The following is a 13807-nucleotide window of genomic DNA, read 5'->3' as shown; positions in this document are numbered from 1 at the left end:
TGGTCGCCGGTCGGGTTCGAGGCGGATCCGACGCCGGGTGATCGGGAGATGGTGGAGGCGCTGGGCACCCATCTTCGGACGTGGTCGGAGCGGTTGGATCGTCAGGCGGAGGTGTCCCGGAACGTGCTGGACACCCGTCTGGGTGCGGCGTCGTGGTCGGGTTTGGCCGCGGACGTGTTCTCGGACAGGTTGCGTTCGTTGACGGCGTCGGCCTCGGATGCCGCTGCACGGCATGCTGAGGGGGTTGCGGCGGTGACCCGGTGGTCGGGGTCGATGGGGCTGGCGCAGAGCGACGCGGATCGGGCGTTGCGGGACGCGGAGGACGCGTTGGCGGACCTGGAGCTGGCGCAGGAATCGGTGGCCGCGCTGGGGGTCGAGCATGCCGCCCTGCTGTCGGCGCTGAGTGCGCTGCAGAAGGCATACGCCTCCACCGAGAAGCCGCCGCCAGGCAAGAGCGCACCCTCGGCCGGGGATGTCTCGGTTGCCCGCCGGCGGGAGCAGGAGGCCAGCGCCGACCTCACGACGGCGCGGTTCGCGGTCGAGGACGCGCAGGAGCGGCTGGAGGACGCGAAGCGTCGAGCCCGGGATGCGAAGCGTGAGTATGACGCGGCCGAGAAGGTGTTCGCGGACGCGCTGGATGCTGCGTTGCACGGTGCACTGACGACCGTTGCGAAGCCCGAGCTGCAGGCGTTCGCGTCGATGGTCGGAAAGCTGTCGAAGATCTCACCGACCGCGAGCGTGAACGCCACCCTGATGGACACGCTGAAGAGCCTGACGCCCCAGGAACTGGCCACCCTGGTCGCCGACGACCCGCAGATTCTGCAGCAATTCTGGCAGCACCCACCCTCCCCGGACCAGGTCGCCAAATGGTGGACGGGCCTCGACACCAAGGCGCAGGGTGCGTTCGAGGTGGCCGTGCCCGGGGTGCTGGGCAACCTGGCGGGGTTGCCGTACGCGGTCCGCGGCCGCTGCAACCTGACGGTCTACGAGCAGGCGCGGTCGCATCCCGGCGCTCTCACGCCGCAGCAGCGAAAGGTCTTGACCGCTCTCGGAGACGTCCTTGCCGATCCGTCAGCGTCGCTTGTCTGCTTCAACCTGGATGCGTCGGTGCCGATGGTCGCGGTCGGGTACGGCGACCTCGACACGTCCGACACGGTGACCTGGGCGGCACCCGGAATGCTCTCCGACGCCGCCGACGCGACCAAAGGGTGGTCGCGGTCCGCGAAGAACCTCTACACCCAGCAGAACCTAGTCGACGATCGCACGCATGGGGTGGTGGCCTGGTTGGGGTATGACACCCCGGACCTGGTAACAGTGAACAACCCGGCGGCAGCGCAGAACGGCTCCTGGCGATTCGCGGCGGAACTGGATGGCACCTACGCCGCCCGCACCGCCAAACCTGCCTACGTATCGGTGGTGGCGCATTCGTATGGCACGACGATGGCTGCGGATGCGTTGACCCGCACCAAACATCCGGTCGACTCGTTCACCATGCTCGGCTCCGCCGGAATCGACACGCAGGTGGTGACGTCGTTGTCGGACCTGCACGTGAAACAAGCAAGTGGTTCTGCTGCCATCTACACGACGGCGGCCGAGTTGGACTATCTTGCCCCCTTCGGGTCGACGGTCGGAGGGCGCGCCGAACCGAACCCGGAAGCGGCCTTCTCTCCGGCAGCTGCCGCAGCGAACGCGATTCTGATCATGCCGCCCAAAGTCATGGGCGGTGCGCAATCGTTCTCCTCCGAAGGCGCCGTCCTCCCCGGTGGTGACGTGCTGGAACCGACGAAGGGTCATAGTGCGCTTGGCGGGACCCCGGACGAGAACGACCCGAATCTGATGAACGGGACAGCACCCGTCGGCCACGGATACCTCGATCTGAAGACAGAGTCGCTGCACAACGCCGCCTATACGACGATCGGGTTGCCCGGAGAAGTCGTGGGCGGATTGAGGCCGACTGGATGAGCAAGCTCGTGGGTGCGATCGTAGGTCGGGCCGTGAAGAAGTACTGTGTCGCGGTCGGGATGATCGTGGCCGTGTCGTTGTTAGGAGGATGTATGTCTGTTCCTGCTCTGCGTGAGCCTGTCCCGCACAGCCCGGATGGTCCGGAGAAGACCATCACACAATTGCTGACCCAGTGGGAGAATCTCACCAACGCCGCGATCGCGGCCACCGGGCACACCGAGGGCTGGTTCCGCGGACCCATGCAAGACAAGAAGCCATGGGACCCGGCCGCCGAAGACGTGGGCCTGGCACCGTGCGCCACAACAACATCGGACGACGCCTCCCAGGTTTCAGCCATCGTTACCCATGTCGCGTTCGAGCGTGACCCGCATCCGATCGCGGACAAGCTCACCGCCTACTGGGAGAGCCAAGGCTTCACCGTCGCCCGAACCATTGACTGGACCTCTCCCTCGGGCAAGACAAGCGTTGAGCTGCGCGCGGAGCGCTCCGACGGTGTCTTCTACGGTCTCACCGCGACGACAGAGCAGGTAGGAATCGACGTACTGACGGAGTGTTCCGCGGACCCCTCAATCCATGAGTGGGCGGAGGAACGGGTCCAACGGAGACTCGATTCTCTCTACTCGACACCAACCCCATCATCGGCTGCAGAAACCGGCATCGCGGACACCGCAGCGGATATCGACGACCGGTTCTGGGGATTCTGACGCGTGACAGCGCAAACAGGTGTCCGCCAACTCTTGACGATTTTCGTCCACCGAATCGAGACCCGGGTGTCTACGGATACCGACCACGTCGCCTTTATCGGGAGCGGCCAGCCGGGGACGGTCGAGGGCGAAACGAGGCACTCCTGATGAACCACCTCGTGGGTGCGATCGTAGGTCGGGCCGTGAAGAAGTACTGTGTCGCGGTCGTGATGATCGTAGCGGTGTCGTCGTTAGGAGGATGTAAGTCTGTTCCCGCTCTGCGTGACCCTGTGCCGCACACCCTGGATGGTCCGGAGAAGACCATCACGCAGTTGCTGACCCAGTGGGAAGATCTCACCAACGCCGCCATCGCGGCCACCGGGCACACCGAGGGCTGGTTCCGCGGACCGATCCAAGACAAGAAGCCGTAGGACCCGGGCGCCGAAGAAGTGGGCCCCGCACCGTGCGCCACAACCACATCGGACGACGCTTCGCAGGTCCGGACCGTGGTTACCCATGTCGCGTTCGAGCATGATCCGCATCCGATCGCGGACACGCTCACTGCTCACTGGGAGAGCCAAGGCTTCACTGTGACACGTACCGTCGACTCGACCATCGGTACTGAATGGATGGCTGTTCAGATCCGCGCGGAGCGGTCTGACGGGATATTTTTCGGTCTCACCGCCACGACGGAGCAGGTAGGAATCGATGTGTACACGGAATGCTCAGCTGACCCCTCAATCCATGAGTGGGCGGAGGAACGGGTGCAACGGAGACTCGATTCTCTCCACTCGACCCCGACACCGTCGTCGGCTGCCGAAACCGGCGTAACGGACACTGCAGTCGATACCGACGACCGGTTCTGGAGGTTCTGACGCGTGATACGGAACAGACCCCCGTCAACTCTTGACGGTTTCTGTCCTCCGAATTGGGGACGCGGCGGCACGCGGGTTAGCGTTGTCGAGGCCCGGGGATGCCGGACCGACGCGGATACGAATTCTCAGCGAAAACGTCTCAACCCGACGCGAAACGGAACGGCATCCCGGGAAACCCTCTCCCCTGTATTGCGCAGCGCGCGCGGTGTTCAGCCCGCGCTGTGGTCGACCAGCGGCTGCACCTGCACCCCGGCGTGATCCTGCCGGGCCTCGGCGAGTCCGGACGCAAGCGCGACAGCCGCATCCCTGTCGGGCACGTCGATGACGTAGAAGCCGCCGACGACCTCCTTCGCCTCGGTGAACGGGCCGTCGACCGCGATCGGCTCCCCGTCGTCACCGCGACGGACGGTCACCGCGGTTTCCGGTCCTTGCAGCTCGCCGGACGCGACCACCGCATCCCCGGCCTTCTGCCAGAAATCCTGATGCGCCGCATCGACCTCCGCCCACTCCTCGGCGGACATCGCCTTCCAGCGGTCCGAGTCGCCCTGAATGAGAATGATGAACTGGCTCATCGGTCATGCCTTCCTGTTGTCGGAACATCTTCTGACCAGGCGTCGAACGAACACGCCGGAAATCGACACGGCGGTCGGGATGCGAGCAGAGTCACCCGACACGCTCGAGGACGATGAGGGGTGTCCGGTAGTGATCGGTGACGGTCCCCCCGAGGTCGCGGACCGCGACAGCGGCCTCCTCGGCCTCCGCCTCGGACCAATCGCTGAAGGTCGTGAACAGCCCGCGCACCCCGTCCTCGTCCAGATCTATGGACCAGGCGAACTCTTCCACGTGTGACGCACGGAAGTACCCGCCCGCCTCCAGCAGCCGGGCCCACTCCGCCGTCTGCGACTCGTCCGGACCGGGCCGGGGCGGCGCGTCCCGCCGGTCGGCGATCGCCTGCACCCGCTCACGGAACGGCGTCGGCGGCACGGATGCGTCCCCGTAAGCGTTCCGCCACACCGCCAGGTGGCCGCCGGGCGCCAGGGCGGCGTGCAGCTTCGGCAGCACCACGCCGAGGTCGAACCAGTGCACCGCGGTCGCGATCGTCGCCAGAGCGAAGGATGCGGCGGGCAGGTCCGCCTCCTCCGCCGTCGCCGCGATCACCCGCACATCCGGGAGTCGTTCGGCGAGCCGCGTCGCCAGTGCCGCACCCGGCTCGACGGCGGTCACCTCCATCCCCGCCTCCACCAACCCGCGGGTCGCCTGCCCGCTCCCGGCGCCCAGATCGAGCGCCCGCGCGCCGGCAACCAGCAGCCCGAGCTCTGCGAGCCGCTCCCACAGCGCAGCCGGATACGGCGGCCGAGCGCGGTCGTACAGCTCGGCGTGCCGATCGAAATGCATCGGGTCGGGCATGCGCCGACGATACCGCGCACCGCCGCCGTGCGGACGTGGCGAGGTGCCCGTTGCGACGGAAGCATCGGGCACCTCTGCGCACGGATCCCTCATCCCCCACCATGCGCAATCGTCATCGTGGCGGACGCGCGCCTGACCGCGAAAGACGGTGGATGCGGTGAGCGCCGACCTGCCGAGGTGCGGTGACCGCGGTCAGAGCGACACGCGGTTGCGACCCTGCTTCTTCGCCCGATACATGGCCGCGTCGGCCGCGTCGAGCAGCTGCTTCGCCGTCAGCCCGGCCTCGATGGGCAGGACGCCGCATGACGCCGTCACGGTCATCGGGCCGCGCGCCGTGTCGATCGGCAGTGCGATCTCCTGCACCAAGCGCGCGGCGAACCGCTCGCCGTCCTCCGGCGTCACGCCGACGCTGAGCACCACGAACTCGTCCCCCGCCAGGCGGGAGATCACGTCGGTGGCACGGCTGCCCGCGGTGAGGCGGTCGGCGACCGTCCGCAGCACGGCATCCCCGGTCTCGTGGCCGTGTCGGTCGTTGATGGCCTTGAAGCCGTCCAGGTCGAGGAACAGCAGCACGCCCCCCTCCTCCGCCGCCACCGCGGATCCCAGCCGGTGCTCGAGCGAGCGCCGGTTGTGGAGGCCCGTCAAGTGGTCGATCAGCGCCAGCTGGGCGAGACGCGCCTCCTGGCCGCGATCGAGAGCCCGCGCCAGGTCGCGCCCGAGTTCACGCGCCTCCTCGGGGATCGACCCCCACGCGAGCGCCGTCCCCTCCACGCTCTGCCGCCACTCGGAGAACGAGCGGCGCGGCGAGAGCGGGGTGTCGCGATTCTCGGGACTCTGGTCGCCGAGCCAGCGGATCACCTGCGTGACCTCGTGCCGGAAGAACAGCAGGACGCCGTGCGCGCCGACCGGCACCACGAGCAACCCCGCGAAGCCGGGCATCAGGGCCGCCAATGCAGGGTGGGTGCGCTGCAGTTCGCTCGTGTGGAACGGTTCGATCCCGACGGCGGAGAGCAGCAGGCTGCGGTCGATGGTCGGGACGTCGCCCACGCTGCGGCTCACCCCATCCAGCGCCAGCACCGCGCCATCGGCGCCGACCAGCCGGCGGAGTTCGGCGCCGCCGTCGACCAGTGTCAGCAGCGGGTCGTCGGACGACGGGATGCCCGCCAGCACCGCCGCGCGCTGCTCTCGGATGGTGAGGTCACGGCGCAGCTGAGCGATCGACTCGAGCGCGGTCAGCTGCAGGGTCAGCTGGGTGGCGAGCACCTCCAGCGCGCGGCGGAGCAGGATGGGCATGCGCCGCTCGGTCCGGTGTGCGCAGGTGATCATGCCGGTCAGCCTGTCGTCTTCGATCAGCGAGAACGACACCGTGGAAGCCTGGCCCATGTTGCGCATGAACTGCAGGTGGTGCGGTGAGACGGCGCGCAGCTCGCCGCTGCTGAGGTCGAGCGGCGGCACGTTCTCGTCGACGGAGACCAGCGGGGTGCCGGTGTCCTCGGTGCTCACGATCTGGCGCGACAGCTTCGTCAGGTAGAGCGAGCGGGCCTGCTGCGGGATGTCGGACGCCGGGAAGTGCAGCCCGCGGTACGACTCCATGTCGGGCTCCGACGCCTCGCCGGCGACCTCGCCGTGGCCGTCGTCGAAGAAGCGGTAGACCATGACGCGGTCGAAACCGCTGATCCGCTTGACCTCCTCGGCCGCCGCCTGGCGCAGCTCCTCGGCGCTCGAGACCAGACCCAGCGAGCGGATGGCGCCGACGACCGACGCGGTCGGCAGGTCCGGGGTGCCGGCGGCCGGCTCCAGCTCGATGACGACCTGCTCGCCGAGACGGTGCGTGACGGCGTCGTACGGCTCGCCCTGCAGCTCGACGCGGACGGGATCCCCGTGCGTCTCCGCCGCGATGCTCCACTCGAGGGTGGGACTGCCGAGCTCCGACACGGAACGGCCGAGCCACTGCGCCGCGTTCTCGCTCGCGGTCACGATCTCGTACGTCGCTGCGCTGACGACCAGCAACATCCCGAACGACTGGATCCGGCCCGGTGTGCGGATCGGCTCCTTCACACACTCTTCGAGTCTCCGAAGCTCCGAAGCGTCGGGAACCGCACCACCATCCACCACCACTCGACCCTAGCCCAGACCTGAGCGCAGCGTGACCCGTGCGGCGCAGATCGGCCGCGCCGCCTCTTTCGCCCCGGTTGTCGTCGCACTCTGTCAGAAACGGAGGCGTTCGTGGCTCGGCCCACGCCCATCCGCCTCCGTTTCTCACCCGTCATCGGCGCGCCGCCTGATGTGTCCTCCCTTTCCGCAGCCGCGCGAAAGGGAGGATATCCAGGTCGGCTTCCCGGTGTGCCGCGAGAAAGGGAGGGGATGCGACCCGCCCCGCCACCCAGCACCTCCGTTTCCGCCGGGGAGCGGAGCAGTGGACGACGCGGGGGTGTGCCGCGGGCGCCGGGCGGTGGATGATGCCTAGAGACATGGAAGGACGCACATGGACGAGACAGCGAACACCGACCGCTCCGAATACCCCGACGACGCCGGCTACCCCGACGGCCAGGGCACCCTCGACGAAGGGACCGGCGCCTTCCGCGGTCCGACCGGCGACGAAGCGGCAGACGACGGCGGTCGCGACGATGCCGGACTCGACGGCGAGGAGGTCGTCGAGGAGCTGTCGGAGTTCGACGGCCCCGATGAGCGGGACGAGTAAGCCGAGCGGGACGAGTAAGCCGAACGGGACGAGTAACCGCGCGGGACGAGCGGCCGCCTAGCGCGGAACCGCCGCCACCGCGTCGATCTCCACCAGCGCACCCGGCCGTGCAGGCGCGACGGTGAGCACCGTCACCGCGGTCCGGTGGTCGCCCCACACGGCCCGCGTCGCCCCGTAGGCGTCGGTCGGGTCGATCCCGGGCGCCAAATGGATGGTGAGCTTGGCGACCTGCTCGGGCCCGCTGCCTGCCTCTTCGAGCACGGCGAGGAGGTTCCGGAGCGCCTGCTCCGTCTGTGCGGCGAGCCCGTCGAGCAGGGCGCCCTCCGCATCCACCCCGTTCTGGCCGCCGACGAAGAGCAGCGGACCCGGTGGGACGATCATCCCCTGCGCGAAGGCCGGGCTGCGGTACAGCTGGGGCGGGTCGACGGGGGTCGGTGTCTCGGACATGGCGCGTCCTCCCTGGTGTGTTCTGGTGAGGTTCCAGTGTCCCGCCGACCCCTGACACCGCGGCTCGTCGAATAGGAGGCGGAGGTACGGTTCCTCCCCCACCACTGACGGATCCGGCGCGCCTGCCGACTATGACTGAGGAAGGGCGGACGCCTCGCTCCGCCGTACAGTCCCCGACCCCGAGGAATTTCGTGTCTCAGCCGCTCTCCGCCGCCGCCCGCACCGCACCGACCGTCATCACCGCCTCCTTCTGGCTGTGGATCGCCAGCACGGTGGTGAGCCTGATCGCGTTCGCCCTCCTTCTCCCCGGCCTGTTCGGCGGCGCGCCGGACGCGGGCGGGATCGCCGCCGGATCCGTCGCCGGAGCGATCATCGGCTCCGCGCTCCGCGTGTTCCTTGCGATCTACCTGCTGCGCGGAGCGAACTGGGCCCGCATCGTGCTCACCGTCATCGCGGGCGTCGTTCTGCTCACGGGCATCCCGTCGCTCCTGACCGGCGACCTGCTCGGCCTCCTCGTCGTGCTCATCGTCGTCGTCGCCGCCGTGCTCATGTGGCTGCCCGCGGCGCGCCCGCACTTCCGCCGGGCCTGATCCCGGGCGGCTGTCGCGCCTCGCTGTTGACAGCCGCCGGTAGAGTGGATGTGTGAACCCGCTCATCTCGCAGCTCGACGCCGTCTCCGCGGCCGCCGGGCGTCTGGAGGTCGTCGGCGCGCTCAGCGCCGGCGTCAGAGCGTTCTGAACCTGTTTCGGTGATTCTTCGCGCGCACGGCGCGCGATCCGCTGCCGCGGCATGCCCGCGCGCGGACCATTCCCCCATCGGCTCGACCGATGACGGTTTCAGACATGTCAGGCGTTCATTCATGCATTCATTGACCGAGCAACAGCTCCGTTCCTCCTTCGTCAACGCGTCCCAGCGCGAGCGCAAGGAACTCACCCTTCCCGATCTGGCGCAGGTGCGCTGGGACGACATCGACTACCTCGGCTGGCGCGACCGCAAGCTGCCCGCCCTCGGGTACGTCGTCGCCGAGATCGACGGCGCACCCGTCGGCGTCCTCCTCCGTCAGGCGGAGGGCCGCGTCCGATCGCGCCCGCAGTGCTCCTGGTGCGAAGACGTGCACCTCCCCAACGACGTGCTCTTCTTCATCGCGAAGCGCTCCGGCAAGGCCGGCCGCAACGGCAACACCCTGGGCACGCTGGTGTGCGCCGAGTTCCAGTGCTCGGCCAACGTCCGGAGGCGCCCGCCGACCGCCTATGTCGGCTTCGACGTGGAGGCGGCCCGGCTCGCCCGCATCGAGGCCCTGCGGGAGCACGTCGACGCGTTCGTCCGCAGGGTGATGGCCGAGTGAGCGCCGCCCAGTGACGGCGGCCCAGTGACGGCGGCCCAGTGACAACAGCCCAGTGACGACGGCCCAGTGAAAACAGCCCAGTGACGCCTGAGTGAGGCGGCCCCGTCAGGCCGCCTCACTCAGGAACGGCTCGTGCCGGTACCCATCGTCGTCCAGCACGGCCACCGTGTTCTCGGGGACTTCCACGAAGGCGCCGGGCATGTCGTTGAGCGGCTCCGAGACGACCACCTTGGCGTGGTCGCCGAAGACCTCGAGCCGGGCGGCATCCGGGAACATCTCGCGCAGTTCGGGCACGGCCACCGAGTGGAACAGTGACCGGCTGCGCTGGGCGGACGAGTAGCGGAACGCCCACATCCTGGTCCCGTCGGACACCGCGAAGGTGCCCTGCACCGGGAACTGGATGCCGTGCTTGTGCCCGGTCTCCTCGACGAATCGCAGGGCCCGCCCGAGTCCGGCGACCGGATCGTCCATCAGCCCCATCGTCAGGGCGACGTAGAACAGGGTCTCGGTGTCCGTCGTCCCCTGGATGAGCGGGAACAGCTCGGAGTCGACCGAGAAGGCGAGGTCGCGCTTCATCTTCGTGAAGCCGTCGAGGAATCCGTTGTGCATGAACAGCCAGTTCTCATAGCGGAACGGGTGGCAGTTCGACTGCTGGATGGGCGGATGCGCCGCAGCCCGCACGTGCCCGAAGAACAGCGGGCTGGCGATGGCGTTGGTCAGCTCGTGCAGGTTCTCGTCGTGCCACGCCGGTTCGATGCTGTGGAACAGCGCCGGGATGTTGCCCTCGCTCGTGTCCTCCGGGTACCAACCGAAACCGAAGCCGTCGCCGTTCACGGTCTCCGCGCCGAGCGGCGAGTTGAGCGACTGCGCGACCAGCGAGTGCTGCGCGTCCAGGATGAGGACGGCGGGTTTCAGGGGTTCCCCCGAGTATGCAAGCCAGCGGCACATGACGACCTCCTCGAACGTGGTGGGCCCTGCGGACGGCTTGACCATAACCCCGGCCCGGCGCCCGCGGGAATACACCACTTCCGACCGTGCAAAACCCTCCGACCACGCCGTCCCCGAGCTGTCAAGGGATGGCCGCGGAACGCTCGGTCTACTTGGCTGGACGCATGAAGACGCACGCACGGTTCCTCCGGCAGGGGCTGGAGGTGACGGAGATCTCGAACCGCGAATGGCGGGTGAGCGACACCCGGTTCGCCGAGATCGGTGCTCCGGACGTCGTCGGCTTCATCCTCCAGTTGGAGGGGATGTTCGAGGTGACGCAGATCGGCCGGCCCGGCCAACGCACCTACTTCCGCTCATTCGACGCCGCTCTCGACGCGCTGCGCTCCTGACCCGGCGCGGCCGCGGCGACCCCGCCGCACCGGGATTGAACGTCGGCTGAGCACGGCGGCCACGAGGAAGCACGCAGCACCGAGGAACGTGCCGAGATTCGCCCAGAACAGGCTCACGAGCGACCCCGTCGACGGGATGACGTAAGCGCCGACGGCGGAGAGGGCGAACAGCACGGAGCCGAGCATGTTCAGCCAGGTGCCGTGCCAGGTGCGCGCGCGAGGATCCCACAGGCGGTCGCGGTCGACCGTCGCGACGACCGCGAGGGCGCTGGCCACGAGGAAGCAGATCGAGCCGAGGGCGTCCGGCCGCCAGCCGCTCCCCACCCGCGTCGCGTCGTTGACCGCGGTGAGCAGCGCCTCCGTGGTGCTCACATTGAAGAACAGGGTGCCTGCGAACTGGATGGCCGCCGCCCACCAGTCGAACAGGTCGGGACGTTCGCCGCCGCGCCGGGGCGGCTTGCGTCCGCTCAGCGCTAGCTGGATGAACGCGGCGGCCGTGAAGAACAGCGCGCCCACGAAGAACGTGACCGCGGCGACCACCGGGCCGACCGCCTGCTGGTAGTACGGGACGGCGCCGACCAGGAAGAACAGCGACCCGATCGCGAACCCCCAGGCCTCCCGCCTGAGTCGGATAGCACGTTCTGCCGACATGGTCGAAGACTAGAGCGCGGGATGCGTCCGGCGGCAGTGGGTCGTTCGGCTCACGCGAGCGTCGGACCGTTCCGGTCTTTCGTCACCGGGACGACCACGACCGGGACCGTCTGGTCGTGCGTCAGGTGCGCGCCGACCGAGCCGGCCAGCCAGTTCTCCAAGGTGTGCGAGAAGCCTCGGCGGTGTGTGCCGACCACGATGATGCGCGCGTCGACCTCCGCGGCCAGCCGCGCCAGTGCCTTCGCCGGGTCGCCGGCGAGCAGCCGGAGCGCCCAGCTCGAGGGCTTGTCCGGCCGTTCGTCGATCGCTGATCCGATGGCGGCGGACAGCGCGAGGACCGCTTCGCCCTCGCCGGACCCGACCTCCGTGGGGTGCAACGACTCCCCCGCGACGTCCGACGGATCCCACTCGGTCAGGTAGCTGTCCTCGGAGACATACGCGCACAGCAGCGGACGCTCGAATTCGACAGCCAACCGCGCTGCCTCGTCGAGCACCGCCCTGGCCTGGCCACGGTGCACCCCGACGATGATCGCGCCGCTCATCTCGGGAGCGCCGGGGTCCGGCGCAGCGTCCGCGGCCTCCGCCGCAGGCTCGTCCATCTCGCTCGCCCCCGCTGCACCGCCCGCCTAGCCCTCCGCCTCCTGCGGCGCGCCCGCGATGTTGATCAGCCACTGCACGCCGTAGCGGTCGACCGCCATGCCGAAGCTGTCGCCCCAGGGCGCCTTGTTGAGCGGCTCGAGGACGTTTCCGCCCTCGATGAGCTTCTCCCAGTAGCCGGTCAGCTCCGCCTCGTCGTCGCCGCTCAGCGAGATGCTGATCGCGCTGCCCTCGGTGAAGTCCATGTGGGCGGGTACGTCGGCCGCCATGAGCGTGAAGCCGCCCGGCGTCGTCAGCTGCGAGTGCATGATCAGGTCGTTGTCGGCCGGATCCTGAGCCATCTGGAACTCGGCGAAGGTGCTGCGCTGCACCTCTCCGCCGAAGACCGACTGGTAGAAGTCCATCGCCTCGCGGGCGGACGAACGGAAGTTGAGATACGGATTGAGTGTCGACGGCATGGTGTCCTCCTCGTGAGAGCTCCCGAGCCGGTGGATGCCGGTTCGCCGCCCAGCGTAGCGAGCACCCGCAGCCCGGGACCAGAGCCTTCACGCACGAGAAGGCATGCGATGCGGTCAGCGCAGGTACGCCGCCACGAAGAGGTCGCCGCGGATCTCCCCCAGGCGCTCGACGATCCGGTCCACGAGCGCGTCGGTGATGCCGCCCGTGTGCACGTCGTAGGGGCCGATCGGCTGCAGCTTGCCGCAGCGGACGCGCACCACCTCCCATCCCGACGCCCGCAGCAGACGGTCTTTGCGCCGGTCCGACGCCTCGCGCGGACCGACGTGCTCGAGTCCGTGGCGCCCGGTGGTGTCGTACTCGATCGCGACGCGGAGGTCGGGCAGGAGGATGTCGGGCCACACCTCGAGGTGGGAGTGGAAGGGTTTCGCGACACGGACGGCGTTCTTCGAGAGGTCGATGTCCAGCCGCTCCGCGAGACGCCGCTTCAGTTCCGGTTCGGCCGCGGAGGCGGGCGTCGGCGCCCAGCGGCTGACGAACGCCTCGCCGACCGGCACCGCGTCCGCCCCCGCGCGGGCATGTCGACAGATGGGACACCTCCTCCCGCCGAGGATGCGCTCGATGCTCGTCTGATACGACGGGTGCCCCTGGTCGCACTGCCACGAGAACGTCCCCGCGGTGCTGTTCGCGTTGGACACGGCGACGCGCGATCCGGGGGCGGCCATGCTCACCAGCTGCTCCCGCGTCAGCGGTTCCCGATCGAGCCGGCGGCAGAGGTAGCAGCGATCATCGGCCGGGTCGTTCTCGATCCTCCGCAGATCGCGGGCGTGGCCGCACACGTGGAGTCCGGCGTCCGGCTCCACCGTTCGCACCGGCTTCGGCGCCGCCGCCTCGGAGCATTGCGGGCACCACGCCGATCGGCGTCGCGTCCCGCCGGGCCGCGCGCGTTGCTCCTCCGGCGTCGCGACGAACCGGTGACCGGAGTCGCACTCCCACACCAGGTAGACATCGGCCGCGGGCGGCACCTGCGTCAGCGTGATCCCGTGATTGAGGTCGGGATGGTACTGGCGGACGAGCACGGGATACCGCTCCCAGTCGGTGCGGTACCGCCCGACCTCGTACGGCACGGCAACGCCCTTCGACCACTGGCGGCGCGCCCACCACTGCTCGACCCTCTCCGGCACGGCATCCCTCCTCATCCCGAGGCTAGAACGCACCACCGTCACTGCAGCCCTGCGATTCGTGGGGGATGTTGGGGTGGGGGGCGCCCACACCCCAAAAACGGACCCAACAGAGGGCGGGGGCCGGCACCGCCCGGGGGGGGGGGGGGCGCGCCCCGGGGTTGT

16 protein-coding genes are annotated in these 13807 nt (G+C 69.0%); 7 read left to right on the top strand and 9 right to left on the bottom strand.

Annotated features, from left to right (window positions below):
* Window positions 1-48 precede the first annotated feature (48 nt).
* The 3 genes from J2Y42_RS13600 (at window position 49) to J2Y42_RS13590 (ending at window position 3076) form a co-directional block, all read left to right on the top strand.
* Entirely contained in the window at window positions 49-1962 is a 1914-nt protein-coding gene (locus J2Y42_RS13600; protein WP_309859603.1) for an alpha/beta hydrolase, read from the top strand.
* Window positions 1959-2666 carry a hypothetical protein gene (locus J2Y42_RS13595; RefSeq protein WP_309859600.1) on the top strand — a complete coding sequence of 236 codons (708 nt, stop codon included), beginning with the start codon at window positions 1959-1961 and terminating at the stop codon, window positions 2664-2666. Before J2Y42_RS13600 ends, J2Y42_RS13595 begins: the two co-directional genes overlap by 4 nt.
* 146 nt (window positions 2667-2812) lie before the next feature.
* Window positions 2813-3076, top strand: a complete 264-nt coding sequence (locus J2Y42_RS13590) for a hypothetical protein (RefSeq protein WP_309859598.1) — start codon at window positions 2813-2815, stop codon at window positions 3074-3076.
* 653 nt (window positions 3077-3729) lie between these two features.
* Here the strand turns inward: J2Y42_RS13590 and J2Y42_RS13585 are convergent.
* The 3 genes from J2Y42_RS13585 to J2Y42_RS13575 form a co-directional block, all read right to left on the bottom strand.
* Window positions 3730-4092, bottom strand: coding sequence for a YciI family protein (locus tag J2Y42_RS13585; protein WP_309859595.1), 363 nt, complete (start codon window positions 4090-4092; stop codon window positions 3730-3732).
* A 91-nt stretch (window positions 4093-4183) separates the two neighbouring features.
* Entirely contained in the window at window positions 4184-4927 is a 744-nt protein-coding gene (locus J2Y42_RS13580) for a class I SAM-dependent methyltransferase (RefSeq protein WP_309859592.1), read from the bottom strand.
* A gap of 192 nt (window positions 4928-5119) precedes the next feature.
* A complete protein-coding gene (locus J2Y42_RS13575) occupies window positions 5120-6985 on the bottom strand; it encodes a diguanylate cyclase domain-containing protein (RefSeq protein ID WP_309859589.1) in 1866 nt (621 codons plus the stop codon).
* Between the two features lie 427 nt (window positions 6986-7412).
* Between J2Y42_RS13575 and J2Y42_RS13570 the strand changes: the two genes are divergently transcribed.
* Window positions 7413-7628, top strand: a complete 216-nt coding sequence (locus J2Y42_RS13570) for a hypothetical protein (RefSeq protein ID WP_309859587.1) — start codon at window positions 7413-7415, stop codon at window positions 7626-7628.
* Window positions 7629-7685: 57 nt separating this feature from the next.
* Here J2Y42_RS13570 and J2Y42_RS13565 read toward each other — a convergent pair whose 3' ends face one another.
* Complete coding sequence (locus J2Y42_RS13565) at window positions 7686-8075, bottom strand: RidA family protein (RefSeq protein WP_309859585.1); 390 nt, start codon at window positions 8073-8075, stop codon at window positions 7686-7688.
* A 191-nt stretch (window positions 8076-8266) separates the two neighbouring features.
* Between J2Y42_RS13565 and J2Y42_RS13560 the strand changes: the two genes are divergently transcribed.
* Window positions 8267-8665 (top strand): hypothetical protein, encoded by a 399-nt coding sequence (locus tag J2Y42_RS13560; protein ID WP_309859582.1) that lies wholly within the window; start codon window positions 8267-8269, stop codon window positions 8663-8665.
* A gap of 269 nt (window positions 8666-8934) precedes the next feature.
* A complete protein-coding gene (locus J2Y42_RS13555) occupies window positions 8935-9420 on the top strand; it encodes an FBP domain-containing protein (protein ID WP_309859579.1) in 486 nt (161 codons plus the stop codon).
* Window positions 9421-9525: 105 nt separating this feature from the next.
* Here the strand turns inward: J2Y42_RS13555 and J2Y42_RS13550 are convergent, their stop codons facing one another.
* Window positions 9526-10413, bottom strand: a complete 888-nt coding sequence (locus J2Y42_RS13550) for a class II glutamine amidotransferase (protein WP_309860352.1) — start codon at window positions 10411-10413, stop codon at window positions 9526-9528.
* 119 nt (window positions 10414-10532) lie between these two features.
* On the opposite strand from J2Y42_RS13550, the gene J2Y42_RS13545 reads away from it, so the two are divergent.
* Window positions 10533-10757, top strand: coding sequence for a hypothetical protein (locus J2Y42_RS13545; RefSeq protein WP_309859574.1), 225 nt, complete (start codon window positions 10533-10535; stop codon window positions 10755-10757).
* Here the strand turns inward: J2Y42_RS13545 and J2Y42_RS13540 are convergent.
* The 4 genes from J2Y42_RS13540 to J2Y42_RS13525 form a co-directional block, all read right to left on the bottom strand.
* Complete coding sequence (locus J2Y42_RS13540; protein WP_309859571.1) at window positions 10722-11408, bottom strand: YrhK family protein; 687 nt, start codon at window positions 11406-11408, stop codon at window positions 10722-10724. The two genes, J2Y42_RS13545 and J2Y42_RS13540, sit on opposite strands and share 36 nt — an antisense overlap.
* 50 nt (window positions 11409-11458) lie before the next feature.
* A complete protein-coding gene (locus J2Y42_RS13535) occupies window positions 11459-12007 on the bottom strand; it encodes a universal stress protein (protein WP_309859568.1) in 549 nt (182 codons plus the stop codon).
* Window positions 12008-12034: 27 nt separating this feature from the next.
* Window positions 12035-12463 carry a VOC family protein gene (locus J2Y42_RS13530; protein WP_309859566.1) on the bottom strand — a complete coding sequence of 143 codons (429 nt, stop codon included), beginning with the start codon at window positions 12461-12463 and terminating at the stop codon, window positions 12035-12037.
* Between the two features lie 114 nt (window positions 12464-12577).
* Window positions 12578-13645 carry a zinc-ribbon domain-containing protein gene (locus J2Y42_RS13525; RefSeq protein WP_309859563.1) on the bottom strand — a complete coding sequence of 356 codons (1068 nt, stop codon included), beginning with the start codon at window positions 13643-13645 and terminating at the stop codon, window positions 12578-12580.
* Window positions 13646-13807: the final 162 nt, after the last annotated feature.

The sequence above is a fragment of the Leifsonia sp. 1010 genome (genome assembly GCF_031455295.1).
GTDB lineage: Bacteria > Actinomycetota > Actinomycetes > Actinomycetales > Microbacteriaceae > Leifsonia.
This window is presented reverse-complemented; position numbering and strand designations above follow the sequence as displayed.